Origin of the sequence: Acinetobacter sp. C26M, assembly GCF_023702675.1 — a bacterium.
Lineage (GTDB): Bacteria > Pseudomonadota > Gammaproteobacteria > Pseudomonadales > Moraxellaceae > Acinetobacter.
The window spans coordinates 1,737,397-1,756,938 of record NZ_CP098478.1; the positions used below are offsets into that span (position 1 = coordinate 1,737,397).

At 39.8% G+C, this 19,542-nt stretch carries 21 protein-coding genes; 8 read left to right on the plus strand and 13 right to left on the minus strand.

The window, feature by feature from the left end; all coding sequences use genetic code 11:
- Positions 1–179: 179 nt before the first annotated feature.
- The 4 genes from pheA (at position 180) to NDN11_RS07815 (ending at position 5,918) form a co-directional block, all read left to right on the plus strand.
- A complete protein-coding gene (gene pheA, locus NDN11_RS07800) occupies positions 180–1,289 on the plus strand; it encodes a prephenate dehydratase (RefSeq protein ID WP_005204264.1) in 1,110 nt (369 codons plus the stop codon).
- Between the two features lie 142 nt (positions 1,290–1,431).
- Positions 1,432–3,681 (plus strand): bifunctional prephenate dehydrogenase/3-phosphoshikimate 1-carboxyvinyltransferase, encoded by a 2,250-nt coding sequence (locus NDN11_RS07805; RefSeq protein WP_251111309.1) that lies wholly within the window; start codon positions 1,432–1,434, stop codon positions 3,679–3,681.
- Positions 3,682–3,970: 289 nt separating this feature from the next.
- Positions 3,971–4,354, plus strand: a complete 384-nt coding sequence (locus tag NDN11_RS07810; protein WP_004653914.1) for a hypothetical protein — start codon at positions 3,971–3,973, stop codon at positions 4,352–4,354.
- Between the two features lie 103 nt (positions 4,355–4,457).
- Positions 4,458–5,918 (plus strand): aminoacyl-histidine dipeptidase, encoded by a 1,461-nt coding sequence (locus NDN11_RS07815; RefSeq protein ID WP_251111310.1) that lies wholly within the window; start codon positions 4,458–4,460, stop codon positions 5,916–5,918.
- Positions 5,919–5,937: 19 nt separating this feature from the next.
- Here NDN11_RS07815 and rtcA read toward each other — a convergent pair whose 3' ends face one another.
- From rtcA to NDN11_RS07840, 5 genes are all read right to left on the minus strand, one after another.
- Positions 5,938–6,999, minus strand: a complete 1,062-nt coding sequence (gene rtcA / locus NDN11_RS07820) for an RNA 3'-terminal phosphate cyclase (protein WP_251111311.1) — start codon at positions 6,997–6,999, stop codon at positions 5,938–5,940.
- A 258-nt stretch (positions 7,000–7,257) separates the two neighbouring features.
- Positions 7,258–7,716 carry a DIP1984 family protein gene (locus tag NDN11_RS07825; protein WP_251111312.1) on the minus strand — a complete coding sequence of 153 codons (459 nt, stop codon included), beginning with the start codon at positions 7,714–7,716 and terminating at the stop codon, positions 7,258–7,260.
- Positions 7,713–8,162, minus strand: coding sequence for a hypothetical protein (locus NDN11_RS07830; protein WP_251111313.1), 450 nt, complete (start codon positions 8,160–8,162; stop codon positions 7,713–7,715). Before NDN11_RS07830 ends, NDN11_RS07825 begins: the two co-directional genes overlap by 4 nt.
- Positions 8,163–8,166: 4 nt before the next feature.
- Complete coding sequence (locus NDN11_RS07835) at positions 8,167–9,438, minus strand: RtcB family protein (protein WP_251111314.1); 1,272 nt, start codon at positions 9,436–9,438, stop codon at positions 8,167–8,169.
- Positions 9,439–9,731: 293 nt separating this feature from the next.
- Complete coding sequence (locus NDN11_RS07840; protein ID WP_251111514.1) at positions 9,732–10,694, minus strand: ribonuclease Z; 963 nt, start codon at positions 10,692–10,694, stop codon at positions 9,732–9,734.
- Positions 10,695–10,761: 67 nt separating this feature from the next.
- Here NDN11_RS07840 and rtcR point away from each other — a divergent pair, with 67 nt between their 5' ends.
- Positions 10,762–12,378, plus strand: coding sequence for an RNA repair transcriptional activator RtcR (rtcR, locus tag NDN11_RS07845; RefSeq protein WP_251111315.1), 1,617 nt, complete (start codon positions 10,762–10,764; stop codon positions 12,376–12,378).
- Here the strand turns inward: rtcR and NDN11_RS07850 are convergent.
- Positions 12,363–13,433, minus strand: coding sequence for a DUF2157 domain-containing protein (locus NDN11_RS07850; RefSeq protein WP_251111316.1), 1,071 nt, complete (start codon positions 13,431–13,433; stop codon positions 12,363–12,365). The two genes, rtcR and NDN11_RS07850, sit on opposite strands and share 16 nt — an antisense overlap.
- A gap of 92 nt (positions 13,434–13,525) precedes the next feature.
- Positions 13,526–14,155, minus strand: coding sequence for an alpha/beta hydrolase (locus NDN11_RS07855; protein WP_251111317.1), 630 nt, complete (start codon positions 14,153–14,155; stop codon positions 13,526–13,528).
- A gap of 124 nt (positions 14,156–14,279) precedes the next feature.
- Between NDN11_RS07855 and yaaA the strand changes: the two genes are divergently transcribed.
- From yaaA to NDN11_RS07870, 3 genes are read left to right on the plus strand one after another with little or no spacing between them, the layout of a single operon-like run.
- Entirely contained in the window at positions 14,280–15,062 is a 783-nt protein-coding gene (gene yaaA, locus NDN11_RS07860) for a peroxide stress protein YaaA (RefSeq protein ID WP_167246710.1), read from the plus strand.
- Positions 15,063–15,082: 20 nt separating this feature from the next.
- Positions 15,083–15,346 (plus strand): hypothetical protein, encoded by a 264-nt coding sequence (locus tag NDN11_RS07865; protein ID WP_004639332.1) that lies wholly within the window; start codon positions 15,083–15,085, stop codon positions 15,344–15,346.
- Between the two features lie 9 nt (positions 15,347–15,355).
- On the plus strand, positions 15,356–15,982 hold the full coding sequence (locus NDN11_RS07870; RefSeq protein ID WP_251111318.1) for an HD domain-containing protein: 627 nt from the start codon (positions 15,356–15,358) through the stop codon (positions 15,980–15,982).
- Here NDN11_RS07870 and NDN11_RS07875 read toward each other — a convergent pair.
- From NDN11_RS07875 to NDN11_RS07900, 6 genes are all read right to left on the minus strand, one after another.
- Positions 15,971–16,468 carry a hypothetical protein gene (locus tag NDN11_RS07875; protein ID WP_251111319.1) on the minus strand — a complete coding sequence of 166 codons (498 nt, stop codon included), beginning with the start codon at positions 16,466–16,468 and terminating at the stop codon, positions 15,971–15,973. The genes NDN11_RS07870 and NDN11_RS07875 overlap by 12 nt on opposite strands.
- Before the next feature lie 60 nt (positions 16,469–16,528).
- Positions 16,529–17,314, minus strand: coding sequence for a thiazole synthase (locus NDN11_RS07880; RefSeq protein WP_251111320.1), 786 nt, complete (start codon positions 17,312–17,314; stop codon positions 16,529–16,531).
- Between the two features lie 23 nt (positions 17,315–17,337).
- The gene (gene thiS, locus NDN11_RS07885) at positions 17,338–17,535 is read right to left on the minus strand and encodes a sulfur carrier protein ThiS (RefSeq protein ID WP_005216503.1); all 198 of its coding nucleotides are present in this window, start codon (positions 17,533–17,535) and stop codon (positions 17,338–17,340) included.
- A gap of 9 nt (positions 17,536–17,544) precedes the next feature.
- Positions 17,545–17,910, minus strand: coding sequence for a DUF423 domain-containing protein (locus tag NDN11_RS07890; RefSeq protein WP_251111321.1), 366 nt, complete (start codon positions 17,908–17,910; stop codon positions 17,545–17,547).
- Between the two features lie 107 nt (positions 17,911–18,017).
- Positions 18,018–18,887 (minus strand): RNA polymerase sigma factor RpoH, encoded by an 870-nt coding sequence (rpoH, locus tag NDN11_RS07895; protein ID WP_167246718.1) that lies wholly within the window; start codon positions 18,885–18,887, stop codon positions 18,018–18,020.
- A 132-nt stretch (positions 18,888–19,019) separates the two neighbouring features.
- A complete protein-coding gene (locus NDN11_RS07900; protein ID WP_167246720.1) occupies positions 19,020–19,259 on the minus strand; it encodes a sulfurtransferase TusA family protein in 240 nt (79 codons plus the stop codon).
- Between the last annotated feature and the right edge of the window lie 283 nt (positions 19,260–19,542).

A 19,542-nucleotide genomic window follows, 5' to 3' on the forward strand; every position in this document is an offset into this window, starting at 1 on the left:
AGCATTGAAATTTTGCTAGCAATATATAATGAAAATCATTATCAATAAAGTTCGGTAATAAAAAGAGTTAAAACTCAGCGTGTTTAATAGCTTAAAGTGTTGTTATACTAGCTCGGATAATCAATTCACAGATGAATTGTAATCGATTCTTATAGATGATTTTGCTGAGGCTGCATTCAATGGTAAACGATGGACAAAACACATCGAATTCACTTAATTTAGAACAAATTCGTAACGATATTGATAGTGTTGATCAACAAATCCAAGAGTTACTCAACCGCCGTGCGACGCTTGCAGAAGCTGTAGCCAAAGCGAAATTTGCATCCGAAGAGAATCCGCTGTTTTATCGCCCTGAACGTGAAGCTCAAGTGCTGCGTAAAGTCATGGAGCGTAATCAGGGGCCTTTGTCTGATGCAACCATGGCACGTTTGTTCCGTGAAATCATGTCAGCATGTTTGGCACTTGAAGCACCACAAAGCATTGCATTCCTCGGACCAGAAGGGACTTATACGCATTCGGCTGTGCTAAAGCATTTTGGTAAAGATGCTGTTGTACGCCCATTGCCAACCATTGACGAAGTGTTCCGTGAAGTTGAAGCGGGTAGTGCACATTATGGTGTGGTTCCGGTGGAGAACTCATCTGAAGGTATTGTGAACCATACGCTGGATTGCTTTAAATCATCGACAGTTAATGTGATTGGTGAGGTTGAACTTCGTATTCATCATCAATTCCTTGTATCTGAAAATACGCGCAAAGACAGCATTAAACAGATTTATGCGCATCAGCAAACTTTGGCACAATGTCGTAAGTGGTTAGATGCACATTATCCTGGGGTAGAGCGTGTCGCGCTAAACTCAAATGCTGAGGCAGCACGTCGTATTCGTAACGAATGGCATTCAGCAGCGATTGCATCTGATATTGCGGCAAGTATGTACAACCTTGAGATTCTACATAGCAATATCGAAGATAATCCTGAAAATACCACACGTTTCCTTGTGATTGGTCGTGAGAAGATTCCTCAAAGTGGTAATGACAAGACCTCGTTATTGATCTCTGCACATGATCGTGCCGGTGCTTTATTGGAAATTCTTGCACCATTTGCCAAGCATCAAATCAGCTTGACCAGTATTGAAACACGTCCAGCATTGCCTGAAAAATGGGCTTATGTGTTCTTTATTGATTTAGAAGGACATATCGGTCAGGAAAATGTTGCAGCGGCCTTGGAGGAAATCCGTCCAATGGTGAAAGAGTTACGCGTACTCGGTTCATATCCAATCGCTGTTTTATAGGTCTATTTATTGTATTTTGAATCCCTCCTGAGCAGTATAACTGCGCAAGACCTTTAAAAAGGGAGGAGTTTCCCCTCTTTTTAAAGAGCTTACGAAGCGGGGTGCTTCTCAGGGGAGATTTTTACATAGGCAAATATGTTTTATGTCTCAACCATTATTTAAGAAAGTTGCATTTATTGGGCTTGGACTGATTGGGTCGAGTCTTGCTCGTGTGATTGTGGCAGAACAACTTGCATCTCAAATTGTAGCTTCAACACGCTCAAAAAAAACATTAGAAGATGCTAAGGCACTTGGCCTTATTCAACACGGTTATGCAACGCCAGAAGAAGCAGTTCAGGATGCAGATTTAATTGTTTTAGCATTGCCTGTGCGTGCTACACAAAAAGTGCTGGAACAGATCAAGCCTTATCTTGCAGACAACGTCATTATTACCGATGTTGGTAGTACCAAAGGTAATGTGGTTCAAGCTGCTAAAGCTGTATTTGGTGAAGATTTACCTGTCGGTTTTGTACCAGGGCATCCGATTGCTGGGGCAGAACATACAGGCGTACATGCAGGTAAAGTTGATTTATTCGTCAATCATAAAGTGATTTTGACACCACTTCCGACCAGTGCGGATTGGGCGGTTGAAAAACTGATTCAACTTTGGTCTGCAGCAAAAGCCGAAGTGATTTGCATGGATGTCACCAAACACGATGAAGTATTGGCACATACCAGTCATTTACCGCATTTGATGGCATTTAATTTGGTCGAGCAACTGGCAAATCGTGAAGATAATCTGGATATTTTCCGCTATGCTGCTGGAGGTTTTCGTGACTTCTCGCGTATTGCAGCCAGTGATCCACAGATGTGGCATGATATTTTCTTTGCCAATAAAACTGCAATTCTGAACGCTGTTGATGGCTTTGAACAGCAATTGTCAGTTTTAAAGAAATTGATTGAACAGGAAGATTCACAAGCGTTGATGGGGCTACTTGGGCATGCTCAAGCAGCACGTCAGCACTTTAACCATATGTTGGCCAAAAAACCTTTGATGGAGAAAAACAAGGTGACACAGCAATTTACCATTTTACCGGGAAAGAAAACGTTTACAGGTAAATTCACCGTACCAGGTGACAAATCTGTGTCACATCGCTCAATCATGTTTGGTGCGATTGCAGAAGGCACAACACATGTCACAGGCTTCTTGGAAGGTGAAGATGCTCTCGCAACTTTACAAGCATTCCGAGACATGGGTGTGAGCATCGAAGGACCGAAGAATGGTGAAGTCACTATTCATGGTGTCGGTATGCAAGGTTTAAAAGCGCCAGCAAGTGCTTTGTATATGGGGAACTCAGGCACCAGTATGCGTTTGCTATCTGGCATGTTGTCTGCGCAAAAATTTGATTCAGTGATGACTGGTGATGCGTCATTGTCTAAACGTCCAATGGAACGTATTGCGAAACCACTTCGTGAAATGGGTGCACTCATCCAAACTACCGGTGAGAAAGGCACGCCACCTGTCAGCATTACAGGTAGCCAAGCCCTTAAAGGGATTCAATACGATTTACCAATGGCGTCTGCCCAAGTGAAATCAGGCATTTTATTGGCGGGTTTATGGGCTGCGGGTGAAACTTCAGTGACTGAGCCAGAACCAACGCGTGATCATACTGAACGTATGTTGCGTGCTTTTGGTTATGATGTGAAAACTGAAGGCAATAAAATCTCGCTTGTGGGTGGCGGGAAATTAGTTGGTACCGATATCCAAGTACCATCTGATATTTCATCTGCTGCATTCTTTATGGTCGGTGCTGCGATTACTGAAGGTGCAGATGTGGTCCTTGAAGCGGTTGGGATCAATCCAACGCGTACAGGCGTGATCGAAATCTTGAAGCAAATGGGTGCTGACTTAACCGTAGAAAATGAACGTATTGCAGGCGGTGAACCTATTGCAGATATTCATATCAAAGGTTCTAGAACACTCAAAGGCATTCATATGCCAGAAGACCAAGTGCCATTAGCCATTGATGAGTTCCCTGCATTATTTATAGCAGCGGCTTGTGCAGAAGGTCAAACAGTGTTGACAGGTGCGGCTGAGCTGCGTGTTAAAGAATCTGACCGTATTCAAGTAATGGCAGATGGTTTGAAAACTATGGGCATTGACTGTACCCCAACCGACGATGGCATCATCATTGAAGGTAAAGGTAAATCAGGTGATTGGTCTGCTATTTTCGCTGGTGGTGAAATTGAGTCACACCATGACCACCGTATTGCTATGAGTTTTAGTATGGCTGGTTTGCGTACTTCAGGTAACATCACCATTCATGGTACAGAAACTGTGGCGACAAGCTTCCCAACTTTTACAGAACTTGCAAATACAGCAGGTTTGGACTTGCAAGTTGTGAATCCATAGATTGATCTGAAAAGGCAGTGTTTAGCTTGGTTAATGAGTTAAATGCTGCTTTTTTTATAAGTATATTCAGAAAAACAATTGGCTAAACATAAAGCGAAAACGCTTAAATAATAAAAATGCTGAGTTTGTAGATGTACATATCTAATCGGGTCTAAATTTATCAATTTAGCAATAGAACTAAGACAATCAGCTAATCTATTAAAGACAATTGTATATATAATAATTCTTACCGTTCGCGTCGGATTTACTCTGTGATCCAGAGTTAAAACATAAAAATAGAGGGAATAGCATGAAAACGTTGCAATTTATAGCAGATTGCCCAAAACATGGGGTGGTTGATCATCCACCGAATGAATGCTATATCACGCAAGAGTACGTGGCTGCATTGCTGTATAAACAATTAGAACAATATGGTTTTGATGCACAACATATTCGTCATGAGCATGAAAAGATTGAAGTGCGTATCGACAATCATCAATTACCGCTTTCAATTCTATGTTCGCAACAAGATACCGAAGGACATATTCTCTGTGAAATCTCAGCCAATCCACAGCAAGAACAAGCTTGGTTTGAGCGTATTGAGACACAAAGTATTATCCGCCAATTGGCTCAGGCTGTTGAAAATAGCTTAAAAGCGGAACATAGTTTTTCCCAATTTGTATGGAAAAGCTAAGTCAATTTTGCGCATAAAATCTTAATTGAAGTGATTTAACATCATTGCCGTTTGGGTGTATGGTGTATATTCGTTTAAACGCTTTATTTGAGAGTATAGGTGCATGATACAGGTCGATTTTTCTAAATTATCACCCCAAGCAGTTTGGCAACATTTTGAGACCTTATGTACGATTCCTCGACCATCCAAGCATGAACAACAACTCAGACAACATTTAAAAGATTGGGCGGAACAGCGCAACCTAGAAACTTATGTCGATGACATTGGTAATTTAATTATTCGAAAAGCTGCTACAGCAGGTAAGGAGCACGTTGCAGGTGTGATTTTGCAGGGACACTTAGATATGGTGACTCAGGCAAATCGTGGTACGCAACATGACTTTTTTAAAGATCCCATTCAACCTGTATTAAAAGATGGCTGGTTGATTGCTGAAAATACTACCTTGGGTGCCGATAATGGCATTGGAGTTGCACTGGCACTGGCTGTATTAGAATCCAGCGATATCGCGCACGGGCCGATTGAAGTTCTGCTCACCATTGATGAAGAAGCAGGAATGAGTGGCGCTCGTTTACTTGAGTCAAGTGTGTTAACTGGACAGTGGTTATTTAATATTGATACCGAAGAATGGGGCGAGCTGTATCTTGGCTGCGCGGGCAGTATTGATCTGGAAGTACAACAAGCATCTGAATATGAACCAGTATCTGAAAATTTAGTATATGTTGATTTGCTGGTCTCAGGTTTAAAAGGTGGCCATTCAGGGGTTGATATTCATTTGGGTCGTGGTAATGCCAATGTGATTTTAGCCAATTTCCTTAATGACTATTTAGCGCAATCAAATGGCCGACTGGTTGAATTTGTCGGTGGAACAGCACGTAATGCCATCCCACGTGAAGCTGTGGCAACCATTGCCATTGAAATTGAAAAATTGGCTGATTTAGAAAAAGCCGTTGCAGCAACACAGGTTGAATGGCAGAAAAAATCACAGGGTATTGATGATCAGCTACAGATCACCGTACAGCAAAATGCTAATCAGATAAGTGAAGTTATGATATTGCAGCAGCAACAAGCTTGGTTGCAGGCATTGGCAAGTTGTCCATACGGGATTGCCAAGTGGAGTAGTGCTTTACCTGATGTAGTTGAGACCTCGAATAATATTGGTGTGGTCAAACTGACTAAAGAAGAAGCTAAAACTTTGATTATGGTTCGTTCAATGGTGAACCAAGAGGCGGTAAGCTTTGCTCAGAGCATTCAACAGCACTTTGCTAATTTCCAGATTCAATCTGAATTAACGCCGTTGGTATCCGGTTGGACACCGAATCCAGATTCGGCTGCATTGAAATGCTTACAACAAGCTTATCAATCTGCATTTAAAATTGAGCCGAACTTGAAAGTAATTCATGCGGGTTTGGAGTGCGGCATTATTGCGGAACATTATCCGGATTTGCAGATGGTGTCTTTTGGACCTGATATTCAAGGCGCACACGCACCTGGAGAAAGAGTCAAAGTAGATACGGTAGAGAAATGCTGGAAGTTATTGGTGACAGCGTTAGAGTCTGTTAAATAAATTTTCATAAAAAAGAAGCTTATGAATGGGCTTCTTTTACTTTAACAGTGACCTGAAATAGCGCTTTATCCACCTCGATAAATTCAATTTCACAATCAATAAATTTTTCAATCATCGCAGCCTGAGTACGGGTGTGCTCACTAATACATTGTGCCGTAAATTCGCCCCCTTGTCCCAATGCCAAAGGCAATAACAACTGATCTGCTAAATACTCATCCACCGTAGCTTGAGAAACAATATATTGCTTCACTTGTTCAGCCAAATAATTGGCAATTTGTTCTGCACTTTTGCGCATTTCACCTAAAGCGGTGAATAGCTGAACGTGATTTTTATGCTTAACTTTGACATACGCTGTATTGCCTTGGCTGATGCCGTTTAAGTGGAATTGCTGCTGTGTATCTAGCTTTAGTCTTTTGTTTAAAGTTGCTAATTCCCGCTGTGCAATTTGTGCTTCTTCGGAAAGATTTAATACTGCTGCAAAAGCCTCAGTGCTTTGCAAAGTACCGCGATCTAGTAAACTTAGTTTATTTCGATTTTGCCACGGCTGAATCTTGATTTGAATTTCACCAGCACCAATCGGGAAAAAGCCTGCTTTGTTTAACTTAAACTCTACCTCTATTCCAAGTTTTTCTAATGCTGGTAAAAAGCAATGCTCGATAAAATCTGCTGTTGGTGCAAGTGGATTGTGAGTACCCCCAGAAATTGTGAGATCACTGGCTTCATTTTGCAATAACAAAGCAGGTAACAGGGTTTGTAAAACCAGTGTTGTGCTTCCTGCCGAACCAATCTGGAATTGGTATTTTCCACTTTGTACATGCTGTGGTGCAAAGTACAAACGCTGGCTATGGAGCTCAGCACCTTCCACATAGGCTTGGCTGATGTGTTGAGATGCCTGTACACAGACCAAATGTTGACGCATTAAGCCTGGTTTTTTACGTCCAGCACGAATGTTGATTAATTCAAATGCTTGACCTGTAATCATCGAAAGGGCAAGGGCGGTTCTTAGAATTTGTCCACCACCTTCACCTTGTGAACCATCAATTTGGATGGTTGCTGGCATATTTGCCAAAGCTTTATTCACTTCTATTTTCCTTATTTTCTAATTTAATGAACATACTGTCAGTACATGGTAATGCGAAGTAACGCGTGACTTTGCTTTTGGCAAAGGTTTACTAGGTACATGGTGCTGAGCCTAATCAGTGAAGATTGATGCACGGCTCACATGCTGCCATAGCCGCCTGAATTATTTTCAATCCCTCAGATCGGAGTAATGCAGGATCTTGTACTCGCCCAGTATGTCCAAACTGTGATTGTGAACTAAATTCACAAAATCTATTGTCTATTCGACTAAATCAATCTGCCAATTTGCAGCCTGAATTTTGATATTTAAATCGCGAAGTTTCGCGCTGATATCATCGGCTTGTTTTTGCAAGCTAGAAACAGGGATAACTTTTTGCCATTTAATCTCACGTGAGCTATAACGATCAGGTTCACGATGGGTATTGGCAATCGCATCAACCAAAATCTTATGCTGTTCAGCATAACTATCACGCAAGCTTAATAGGGTCAGCAATATTTTTCCATCTTCCAACTTGGCTTGCGCATTGGTCAAATGAATACGACAAATCAATTGATTGCTTTCTTGGGTTAAAGCAAATACCTGTTTGATCAGTTCATTTGGATCTTCACTGGGTTCATCGCCATCTTGTACCAATACATTGGCGTTGATCCGTTGTTTTAATGAAGCGAGCTTTTTTTGTTGATCGCTTCGAAGTAAAAGTGCTTCTGCGAGTTTCATTTCTCTATCTCTATTTTATTCCAGTCAAAACTATCATTAGGTAAAAAGTCTGAATGATATGTTTGAGTATTTTGCATGAATTGAATAAACAAATTACTCATATAAGTAGGTTTTAAGTGAATCAAAGCTGTAGCTGCGATGATAATTCGACTGATTGCAGCAGCTTGAAATTCTTGCTCATTTAAATCGTCAAATACTTTATTGCAGTCTCCATGTTTTAACCAATTTCTGACTTTATTAATTTCTTGAAACACTTGCTTTGTTTGTAAGTTGTTTTTAAAAGCAATATTTTGACTGACTTTATGAAATACATAGCCATTTTTAAGCTCACCAAAAATGCCTTCCGCGGCACCAGCTAAAGTAATAGCTGGTATAAATGCTGTCTCATATAAATACAATTTTATTGCCCACTCAAATTGCACAATACCTGTTTCAATTTGATTCATGAAATCACCCCTTAACACAAACCACTTGTCTTAATGTATAAACCACTTCAACCAAATCGCTTTGAGCTTTCATGACATCTTCAATCGGTTTATAAGCTGATGGAATTTCATCAATTACAGCAGCATCTTTACGGCATTCAACACCTTCAGTCTGCGCAATCTGATCTTCTACGGTAAAGCGACGTTTTGCTTCGGCACGGCTCATTACACGTCCTGCACCATGTGAACATGAACAGAAAGATTCTTGATTACCAAGCCCACGAACAATGAAGGACTTGGCACCCATGGAACCTGGGATAATTCCATACTCTCCCAAACGTGCACGCACAGCACCTTTACGGGTGACCATCACTTCTTCGCCGTAATGTTCTTCCTTTTCCACGTAATTATGGTGGCAGTTCACGGCTTCTAATCGTGCTTGGAACGGTTTTGGAATAATTGTTGCTAAGGCTTTAATGGCAGACTGCATCATGATTTCACGGTTTTTCATGGCAAAGCGTTGTGCCCAACCCACAGCAAACCAGTAATCATCAAAATGTTCAGTTCCTTCGACCAAATAAGCCAAATCTTTATTCGGTAAATTAATAAAGTGCTTTTGCATATCTTTACGCGCCAGCTCGATAAAATGATTACCGATGGCATTACCGACACCGCGAGAACCTGAGTGCAACATAATCCAAACATGATCATGTTCATCCAAACAGACTTCGACAAAGTGATTTCCTGTACCTAATGTTCCTAGCTGTTTTCGGTTGTTGGTGTTTTTTAGGCGAGGGTGCTTTGCACAGATGAACTCAAAATCAGCAACTAAATCTGCCCAAGCTTGATCTACCATTTCAGGTGGTGTTTCCCAAGAACCTTTATCTCGTCCACGGCCTTTGGTCATTCCATGTGGAATTAAGCGTTCAAGCTCAGTGCGTAAAGCATATAGGTTATCGGGTAAATCAGAAGCAGTTAAGTTGGTACGAGTTGCCATCATTCCACATCCGATATCAACACCTACAGCAGCAGGGATAATTGCACCTTTGGTTGGAATCACGCTTCCGATGGTTGCACCTAAACCAAAGTGAACATCTGGCATCACTGCCATCCATTTATAAATAAAGGGCATTTGTGCTGTTTGTAGTAATTGTTGTTTTGAGTTGTCGTCAACAAGTACACCATTGGTCCACATTTTTACTGGCATACTCGTTTTATCTTTTAGAACTTGATAAGCACGTTGTTGCTGTTCTTGTTCAAATTGAGCTTGTTGGTTGATTTGTTCAACGACAGACATTTTCATTTTCCTTTCAAAGCCTGCCTGCCAAGCGTTTGCAGGCAGGTGATATTCACAAGATCCCAATGATATTGTGTGCTTATACTATTGCAGTGACTGTGCCAACTTTTTAAAAACTAACTATAAATAATTTTAAGATATTGATAATTATTAAAAATAAATTTTTAAATATTTTTCATAAACATGTGCGTAGGTGATTTTGTCGATATTTATATATCTTAAAGGATATTTAAGTATCTAAAATGATAGATTAGATATATTGGGGGTTAATAGATCATATATCAGGGGATCTATCAGGATTTATCGATTTTTGAAAGTCGACCTGCCTCATCTAAGCTAAATTGATCAAAATCATGAGCCAAGTAGAAGTTGCCTTGATAGAACTGTTGGACTTCTTCAGCGATGGCTTGTTGTCCAGCATTATCTTGATGGCGTGGGCTAAAGTGCGTCAAGATCAGGTTGCTTAGACCTTGTTGTTGAGCAAATTCTGCAACCATCTTTGCTGAACTATGCATAGGGCCTGAACCTACTTTATCTAAAATGGCTTGGGTGTAGATACTTTCATGAATCAAAAGTTGGGCATCCTGACAAGTTTGTGCCAACAACTCGGGACGATCATTATCTCCACCGACAATCGTATGTGCACGTTGTGTTTGGATTTGAATAAAATCAACCGCTTTTAAGGTTTGTTCATTAAACTGGACGTCTAAGCCTTGCTGTAAATCGCCCCAAACTTTACCTTTTGCTACGCCGAGCTGAATTAAAGCCTGGGTATCTAATTTCTTTTGGGTGTATTGCGCCATAATACTAAATGCGAAACTCGGTACACGATGACTGAGTGGGTGGGCTTGAATCGAAAGTTCATCTGTTATTTGTAGTATTTGAGTAGCTTCATTCACATCGATAAAGTTGAGCGGATAGGGCAAATGCAGATCGGTCAGTTGAGCTGTGGCTTTAATCCATTGTTGAATTTCTTTTGGAGCAATAATGGTTAAAGGTGCAGTACGGGCATTCATACCTGCACTCGCCAATAAGCCGACCAATCCATAACAATGATCACCATGTACATGGGTGATGCAGATGGCAACTAGGCTTTGTAATGAGAGTTTAGCTTGTTGAATGCGATGCTGTGTACCTTCTCCTGCATCAACTAAAATCCAATCTTTATTCTTGCTATTACGGATCGCTAAAGCTGAAACGTTGCGTGTGAGTGTGGGTACACCAGAAGATGTGCCTAAAAAAGTAAAATGAAGCATATTGTTGGAATTTTTCATTGAATTGCGTATTGTATATGATAGATATATATAAAATATTATAGAAATTATGGCGAATGCAAAAAAAACTGTTGTCATTGGTTTTGTGGGTTCTACTTTAGATCAAGGGAAGCGTCCTGATCGTTGGCAACGTTGGCGTCCAACCCTCAGTCTTTTGATGCATGAAGATCTGATTGTAGATGAACTGGTACTATTGCATGATCGACAGCATCATAATCTAGTCAAATTTATTGCTGAAGATGCTCAGGATGTGTCGCCATCAACCACAGTATCAGGTCAACGAGTGAGTATTCGTGATCCTTGGGATTTTGCTGAGGTCTATGGTGCGCTATATGACTTTGTGAAAAGTTATCCCTTTGATACTGAAAAAAATAACTATCTTTTGCATATCACTACAGGCACACACGTTGCTCAAATCTGTTGGTATCTACTGGTCGATACCAATTATTTACCTGCCAAATTGATTCAAAGTGCGCCAAATCAACAGAAAACACCAGAAGGTGAATATCGTATCATTGATTTAGATTTATCTCGCTATGATGTTTTAAAGCAACGTTTTGAAGATGAGCAACAACAAAACTGGCAACAACTTAAAGCCAATATTTCAACCTATAACCATGAATTTAATCAATTGATTACCGAAGTTGAGTTGGTGGCGACACGTTCGAGTGCACCGATTTTGATTATGGGGGCAACTGGTGTTGGTAAATCACATTTAGCCAAACAAATTTTTCAATTAAAGAAAGACAAATTTCATTTAAGTGGGCGTTTTATTGATGTGAACTGTGCGACGCTTCGTGGTGATAGTGCCATGTCGAGTTTGTTTGGGCATATCAAGGGGGCTTTTACAGGGGCAGCGGCTTCAAGAACAGGCTTATTAAAAAGTGCTGATCAAGGTATTTTATTTCTGGATGAAATTGGTGAGCTTGGGTTAGATGAGCAAGCGATGTTGCTTAAGGCACTTGAAGATAAATCCTTTTTTCCAGTCGGAAGTGATAAAGAGGTTCAGGCGGATTTTCAGCTGATTACGGGAACCAATAGAGATCTAAGAGCAGAAGTGCAAGCAGGTCGTTTCCGTGAGGATTTGTGGGCACGACTGAATACATGGACTTTCTTTTTACCCAATCTTAAAGATCGAATTGAAGATATTGCCCCTAATATTGAGTTCGAGTTGCAACGCTTTTCGGCAAATCACCAGCGACAATTACGTTTTCAACGTGATGCACTTGATGTGTATTTGAAATTTGCCAAGTCGAAGGAAGCATCATGGCAAGGGAATTTTCGTGATTTAACCGCCAGTGTGACTCGGTTGGCGACATTATCCAGTGGTGAGTTGATCCGTTCAGAAACGGTGGAAAAGGAGATTCAGCGTTTAAAGCAACTGTGGTCGATTCAAACCACACAAGACCAATTTAAAGATGCAGATATTTTACTCAAATATTTAGATCAAACTCAGCTGGGTGAGATCGATGAGTTTGATCAGATTCAACTGCGTGGTGTACTTCAAGTCTGTGAAAATGCCAAGTCAATGGCGGATGCTGGACGCCAACTATTTGCTGCTTCACGCCAGCAACGCAACACCACCAATGACAGCGACCGAGTCAAAAAGTATTTGGCTCGGTTTGGCTTGAGTTGGAGTGACTTTGGTAATCATTCAGCTGGATGATCTTTCTTTATTTGTGATTGGCTGGGTAGAAACTCTAAGTTCCAAAGTTTTTCGGCATGTCGGCCAATCCACCAGAAAGACGCAGCGAGCAAGATAAAGAAAATGGCTTTGTGCATGCCATTCCAAAAGAACTCAAAATACTTGGTGTAGAGGTTAATAAATAAGAAGGTGATACCAAAACCGCGTGAGGTGGCATCATCGTGTTTTAAGCCATAGACAATCGCGATGATGGCAATAAATGCGAATAGCACGCCCCAATGCAACAGTTCATATTGCTTGACGCTATACCAACTCCCTAAGTCACCATAATTGCCAAAGATCGAGAGAATCCATAAGGCAATAAATAGATATAACAGGCCCATGACATAGGTTGAGTGTGCAAAATCTCTAAAATGCGCATAGCGTTTAAAGAGTAGGCTTAAGCCAATCAATACGCCACCAAACAAGACAAAGCGTAAAGGGAAGTTCATCCCAAGATAATAGGCACCCCAACCTGACATATAGCCTGTTTCTGTCCCAAACCATGAACCGAGCGAAAGCAAGGAAAATACCCAAATCAGTTTAGAAGGAAACCAGAAGGCAAGTGCGGCATAAATAATGGTGGAGAGTAGGAATAACAAAGAGAAATGCCCACTGCCAGTATCAATCGCTTGCCCGAAATAGGCGACAGACGCTGCGGTAGAAAGCACGCCTGCGAAAATAATGGCTTCATTGCTAAATTGATGCAATGGTTTGGTTCTGCGTCGACGATATGCAAAACCATAAAAGGTTGCAGCAACCGCAGCGAAAATGAGACAAGGGATGATTTTTGAATCGATAAAGATTTTTTCAATCAGTTCCATTAAGAATTTATCGGCTGTAATTGCGGCAACGGCAATCACGGCACAAATCATCGAAATCCAAAATGAATATTTTGCCAGTCGTTCCCAGTCGAAAGGTCGTATCGAAAAACTCTGCTTTAACTGATTGGCGACATCAGGTGTAATCGTGCCGTGTTGTTGCCAATGTTCAATGGTTTGCTTTAAAAAAAGTCCCTGTTTTTTATTTAATTTCATTATTAAAGAACCTAATGTCTGTACATCTATAGTGATATAACAGACATTGGATTCAAAACACGTATATTTTTCTTAGTAATTTGTTGTTAAGTCTACAGTTTTAAAAAGCGAGCAATCACTTGGCGTAATTGTTTTAGATAGCCGGTAAAGAAATGATTGGCGCCTGGCAAAATTGTAATCGGATGCTTTTGTGGTTTTGCCCACGCAATCATATCTGAAAGAAGAGTAATATCATCTTGTTCACCATGAACAAATAAGATATCACCGTCAATTGCAGGAGTTGTGTAGTGGCGTAAATCCACCACCGAACCTGTTGGCAAGCCGCATAACACCAATTGTTTTGGACGGAACTCATTGCTGAGTTGTGCTTGGCATTTTGCGAGCACATGAGAACCAAAACTGAAACCACCCGCATAGAAGGTTAAACCTGCGTGCTTCTCACGTGCGTATTCAATCACAGCCATAATATCATCGGTTTCGCCGTGTCCTTGGTCGTGTGTACCTTCACTACCGGCTAAACCACGGAAGCTAGGACGGTAGACGATACACCCCATTTCATTAAAAATCTGAGCTAGTAGTACAGGGACTTTATGATGCGGTGTACCACCTTGTAGAGGATGTGGATGGCAGACAACAGCAAAACCTGTGATTTCACCTTGGGGCTGATCAACAAACATTTCGATTTGACCAACAGGACCTTGGATGAATAATTGCTCAGACATAAGATACGCAATGGATAATGGAAGAATCCACTATTTTACCGATAAAACTGAACGAGAACACGAATTGGCATTAAAAATTATCAACTGTTATAGTTTCACCAAGATAAATTTATTTTGATTGATTATGCTTGCTTTAATTTCTCCTGCTAAAACACTTGATTACACCACAGCACTTCCTACAGATACACATACTCAACCACGTTTGTTGGCGCAATCTCAACAGTTGATTGATGTTTGTCGCAAATTGTCGGCAACTGAAATTGCATCATTGATGACGGTGAGTGAGAAAATAGCTAACTTAAATGTAGAGCGCTTTCGTGACTGGAATGCAGATTTTGATTTTTCCAATGCACGTCAGGCTTTATTTGCATTTAAAGGTGATGTGTACACAGGTTTAGATGCATATCACTTAAAAGACCAAGATATTGATTTTGCCCAACAGCATTTACGTATGCTGTCTGGTCTTTATGGTTTATTACGTCCATTGGATTTGATGATGCCATACCGTTTGGAAATGGGTACTAAACTAAAGAATACGCGTGGTCATAATCTATATGAATTTTGGGGCAGTATTATTACGGATCAAATTAACCAAGATTTAGCTGAAATTGATGCAAAAGTATTGGTAAATTTAGCCTCTGACGAATATTATAAATCTGTGAATGAAAAGAAAATTCAGGCAGAAATTGTTAAGCCTGTATTCTTGGATCAGAAGAACGGAAAATATAAAGTTATTAGTTTCTATGCGAAAAAAGCGCGTGGTCTGATGGCAAGATACTTGATTGAAAATAAATTAAGCCAAGTAGAACAATTAAAAGCATTTGATAGTGAAGGGTATTACTTTGATGCTGAAAGTTCATCGAATAAAGAATTGGTCTTTAAGCGAGATGAGCAACACGCAGCTTAGTTTGCCTTAGGCAGGGTGGGATGTTAACCAAAGAATATTTATTAAAACACGCGATATCGTCTGATCAAGTTTGTGTCAAAGGGCACCTGACAGAACCTCGTAGCTATGGGGTATATGCATTGCCTTTAGATCGCGATGGTACTCGACGATTCAGATTTGGTAATCATCCTATGCGCCAACAGGAACTAAAACATGAGTTTGGTTCCTGTACTTTGTACCAGCTTTTTTTAGAGCGGAAAGATGCAGAATCCTTGGCAAAATGGCTGAATAAAGAAATCCAATAAGGGTGAGTAATGCAGCAGTATTTGAGCTTATTAGAAAAATCATGGTTTGAGCTGCATCAGCATTATCACTTTTCTGAGCCGCAGAAAGTTTTTAATAAGTTGATTGCTGCCTATAGTGAAAAGCAGCGGGCTTATCATACGCTGCAACATTTGTATGAATGTTTGGTTCTAGTTGACTCGATTCGAGCTGATTTAAATGATGCACATGCTGTTGCATTGGCGCTCTGGTTTCATGATGCGGTTTATGATCCACAAGCAAAAGATAATGAGCTAAAAAGTGCCGAGTTATTCGAGCAGTATTTGGCTCAAGATTTATCAATTGATATCGTTGAAAAGATTAAACAATGGATTATTGCGACGCAAAAGCATGAAGTAACAGATGAACTAGATTTGCAGTTTTTACTGGATATTGATTTGGCGATTCTAGCTGCCTCACCAGAGCGATTCGAGGAATATGAACAGCAGATTCAACAGGAGTATGCTTGGGTAGATCCAGATGTTTATTCGATTAAAAGAAAACAAGTTTTAGCACATTTTTATCAGACTGAACCGTTATATCAAACGAAATATTTTCAAAAAAATTTTGAGCAAAGGGCGAAAGATAATCTAAAAAATCTAATGAGCTTATGTTTTTGAAATATATTGATATAGTTTTTTTATGTTAGATAGTTTCCAGTCGTAGTTATCATTAACATCAATTAAAAAATCTATTAATGGTTCTACTGTTTCTGGGAACATGCCATCATTAGATAACCATCTATAGGGTGGTGTAAATAGTTTAATAAAAATAGGGAGGTTGCTTCCCTTTTTAATAGTAATAATTCTCCAAAATAAAATTTTTTTAATTTGTACAGAATTTTTTTCGATTTCGATGAAGGTATCATTATGAAATAGATAGAGGGATTCATTGTGTGGGAATATCGCACACGAATCAGTTTTTAATTTCCATGAAAAGAAGAAAAAGATATATCCAATAATGTTTTGTGAAGAATTTAAAATTTCTTGTTTTTTTGTAGCATATATTTGATTTCCCTCAAGTATAAAGTATTTTGTGTTAACAGGGGCTTCGTGTAAATTGGACGAAACTTTAACTAGGTAGATTTTTTTAATTTTATTTTCCATAGTGTATATACGTCAATCTAGAGGGTGAAGGAACAGAGTAATCCCTTCACCACTTATACTTTATTTAAAGAAATATCCCGTCTCAGGCGAGCTCGCATTCGCCATACGCTTACGCGGCATACGACCTGCTAAGAATGCTTCACGACCTGCTTCAACCGCTTTCTTCATCGCAGAAGCCATCAAAATAGGATTTTGAGCAGCGGCAATCGCCGTGTTCATAAGAACGCCATCACAGCCTAATTCCATTGCAATTGCCGCATCACTAGCTGTACCGACACCTGCATCTACTAAAACAGGGACTTTGGCATTTTCTTTGATGATGGAAATGGTATGTGGATTCAAAATACCAAGACCAGAACCAATCAAACTTCCCAAAGGCATGATCGCAACACAGCCCATACTTTCAAGTTCTTGGGCAACAATTGGGTCATCCGAGGTATAGACCATGATTTCAAAACCATCATCAATCAAGGTTTGCGCTGCTTTTAGTGTTGCGGTCACATTTGGATATAAGGTTTTTTCATCACCAAGTACTTCTAACTTCACCAGATTGTGACCATCAAGAAGTTCACGTGCCAGCATACAGGTACGAATTGCGCTATCAGCATCAAAACAACCTGCTGTATTAGGCAGAATCGTATATTTGTCTGGTGGAATCACTGAAAGTAAATTCGGTTGATCGGCATGTTGACCAATGTTTACACGACGGATTGCGACAGTGACAATCTCAGCACCACTGGCTTGAATGGCTAAATCAGTTTCATTGAGATCTTTATATTTACCAGTTCCGACCAATAAGCGAGAGTTAAAAGTACGTGAACCAATAATTAAAGGGGAATCTTGCATGGGCTTACTCCATTTTTAGCCGATTAGCCGCCACCAACAGCTTGAATAATTTCAATACGATCTTCAGGAGCAATTGTCGTTTGCTCAAGTCTACTTTTCGGAATAATCTGTTGATTCTTCTCTACAGCGAAGCGTTTGCCTTCAAGTTCTAAACTTTGAATCAATTGCTGTAGGTTTTCGCAAGGCGTGTCTGTTGACTCACCATTTAAATAGATGTGCATGATCAATCCTTATTTCGCATGCTTGATTGCTTGCCATGCGAGTAGCACCCAACCTGCAATCATAAATGCACCACCAATTGGAGTGATCGCACCTAAGATTCGAGGTAAACCAAGCGCCATAATGTACAACGAACCGCAGAAGAAGATGATACCAATTTGCATCAAAATAAAAGGAATTTTTATTGGAATAGTTGGTGCGGTTTTATCTAGTACACCTAAAATTAGTAAGCCAAGACCGTGATAGAAAAAGTATTGAGTTGCTGTACCCCACCAAGCGAGTTGCTCTGGTGTTGCAAAAGATTTGAGTCCATGAGCACCGAAAGCACCCAGCATGACTGCAAGCGCAAGATTAAGCGCAGAGATTGCTATCCACATAATGACAATGGAACTGGAAATTTGATAAACAAAGTTAACATATTCGGGTGCTTAAACAAAGCCAGATAAAACAAAAGGGCATTAAAGCCCTTGTGTTTGATTCGATTTTAGCTTGCAGACATGGCAGTTTTGATTTTTTCCATGGCATTCTTTTCTAACTGACGAATACGCTCAGCAGAAACATTATATTCAGCAGCCAACTCATGCAAAGTTGACTTATCATCATCTAACCAACGACGCTGTAAAATATTACGTGAACGATCATCAAGCTGGTCCATTGCATCATGTAAGGCTGTGGTACTTTGCTGTTCGTAATCTTCTTCTTCAACTAATCGTGCTGGATCATAACGATTATCTTCTAAATAAAGCGCAGGTGCAGTATGAGGTGTATCGTCATCATCATCACCTTGTGCTTCAAAAGCAGCATCATAAGCAGTGAGACGGCCTTCCATCTCTAACACTTGTTCAGGGGTTACGTTCAAATCGTTGGCAATTGATTTCGCTTCTTCTAAAGTGAGTCGTTTGCTTGATTTTTTAAGACTACGTAAATTAAAGAACAATTTGCGTTGAGCTTTGGTGGTCGCAATCTTAACAATACGCCAGTTACGAATCACATATTCATGAATTTCAGCTTTAATCCAGTGCACAGCAAAAGAAACTAAGCGAACACCCATATTCGGATCAAAACGTTTAACCGCTTTCATTAATCCGAGGTTACCTTCTTGAATGAGATCACCTTGTGGCAATCCGTAACCTGCATAACTACGTGCAATATGTACAACAAAGCGGAGGTGTGACATTACCAATAACTTGGCAGCATCGAGGTCTTGGTCATAATAATAACGCTCAGCAAGTTCTTTTTCTTGCTCGGCCGTTAAAATTGGAATTTGATTGACAGTACTGATATATGCACCAAGGTTTACGCCTGGTGCAGACAATGACAGGGGCATCAATTGATTGCTGCTGTCAGTAGTCATGGAGTCTCCTTATAGGATGGTATTTAAGTCAACAATTTCATCTTAATGCGAATGTTCTTCATCACTAAGGAAATTTGAGTATAGAAATGTAAAGTTAACTATATTTATCTTTAGCAAGAGTTTAGCAAAGAATTACATAGATTCAATTAAATAGTGAAATTCATTGTCTGAAATTTTTTGTGTCAGGCATTGAAGTTGCTGAATTTTGCAATATCGTGTTACATCAATTTCGCTATGTGGATCAGAGGATTTCAATAAATATTGTTGTGCGCCATCCACTTTTTTTAAAGCGCGCTTCAACATAAGCAATGGCATTGGGCAGGGTTGTCCTAATGCATCAATAATAATGGGAGGATGTAGTGTATCGGTCATATACATTTAAATCATTTTATTCAAACCTATCTTAACAAATTTTCTCGTAATTTTTGAGAGAAAAATTTCATTAAAAAATCAGCTAAATTATTGAAAAAAACAGATAGAAATATCGATAATAACTAAAAAAACTTCTATTAATTGTTATAAACCCATGATAAGCTCGATGCGTTTTAGAAAGTTGTTTAATACAAATCAATTGTTTTAAACTCTATAACAAATGGATGTAACCGGAAATTGTTGATAGTTTTACAGAATGATTACAAGCTTTAAAATTATAAAT

Bases quoted from the DNA above. Each gene is read 5' to 3' on its own strand.
- pheA (WP_005204264.1), top strand. From the start codon at position 180: ATGGTAAACGATGGACAAAACACATCGAATTCACTTAATTTAGAACAA.
- NDN11_RS07805 (WP_251111309.1), top strand. From the start codon at position 1,432: ATGTCTCAACCATTATTTAAGAAAGTTGCATTTATTGGGCTTGGACTG.
- NDN11_RS07810 (WP_004653914.1), top strand. From the start codon at position 3,971: ATGAAAACGTTGCAATTTATAGCAGATTGCCCAAAACATGGGGTGGTT.
- NDN11_RS07815 (WP_251111310.1), top strand. From the start codon at position 4,458: ATGATACAGGTCGATTTTTCTAAATTATCACCCCAAGCAGTTTGGCAA.
- NDN11_RS07825 (WP_251111312.1), bottom strand. From the start codon at position 7,716: ATGAAACTCGCAGAAGCACTTTTACTTCGAAGCGATCAACAAAAAAAG.
- NDN11_RS07830 (WP_251111313.1), bottom strand. From the start codon at position 8,162: ATGAATCAAATTGAAACAGGTATTGTGCAATTTGAGTGGGCAATAAAA.
- NDN11_RS07835 (WP_251111314.1), bottom strand. From the start codon at position 9,438: ATGTCTGTCGTTGAACAAATCAACCAACAAGCTCAATTTGAACAAGAA.
- NDN11_RS07840 (WP_251111514.1), bottom strand. From the start codon at position 10,694: ATGCTTCATTTTACTTTTTTAGGCACATCTTCTGGTGTACCCACACTC.
- rtcR (WP_251111315.1), top strand. From the start codon at position 10,762: ATGGCGAATGCAAAAAAAACTGTTGTCATTGGTTTTGTGGGTTCTACT.
- NDN11_RS07850 (WP_251111316.1), bottom strand. From the start codon at position 13,433: ATGAAATTAAATAAAAAACAGGGACTTTTTTTAAAGCAAACCATTGAA.
- NDN11_RS07855 (WP_251111317.1), bottom strand. From the start codon at position 14,155: ATGTCTGAGCAATTATTCATCCAAGGTCCTGTTGGTCAAATCGAAATG.
- yaaA (WP_167246710.1), top strand. From the start codon at position 14,280: ATGCTTGCTTTAATTTCTCCTGCTAAAACACTTGATTACACCACAGCA.
- NDN11_RS07865 (WP_004639332.1), top strand. From the start codon at position 15,083: ATGTTAACCAAAGAATATTTATTAAAACACGCGATATCGTCTGATCAA.
- NDN11_RS07870 (WP_251111318.1), top strand. From the start codon at position 15,356: ATGCAGCAGTATTTGAGCTTATTAGAAAAATCATGGTTTGAGCTGCAT.
- NDN11_RS07875 (WP_251111319.1), bottom strand. From the start codon at position 16,468: ATGGAAAATAAAATTAAAAAAATCTACCTAGTTAAAGTTTCGTCCAAT.
- NDN11_RS07880 (WP_251111320.1), bottom strand. From the start codon at position 17,314: ATGCAAGATTCCCCTTTAATTATTGGTTCACGTACTTTTAACTCTCGC.
- thiS (WP_005216503.1), bottom strand. From the start codon at position 17,535: ATGCACATCTATTTAAATGGTGAGTCAACAGACACGCCTTGCGAAAAC.
- NDN11_RS07890 (WP_251111321.1), bottom strand. From the start codon at position 17,910: ATGTGGATAGCAATCTCTGCGCTTAATCTTGCGCTTGCAGTCATGCTG.
- rpoH (WP_167246718.1), bottom strand. From the start codon at position 18,887: ATGACTACTGACAGCAGCAATCAATTGATGCCCCTGTCATTGTCTGCA.
- NDN11_RS07900 (WP_167246720.1), bottom strand. From the start codon at position 19,259: ATGACCGATACACTACATCCTCCCATTATTATTGATGCATTAGGACAA.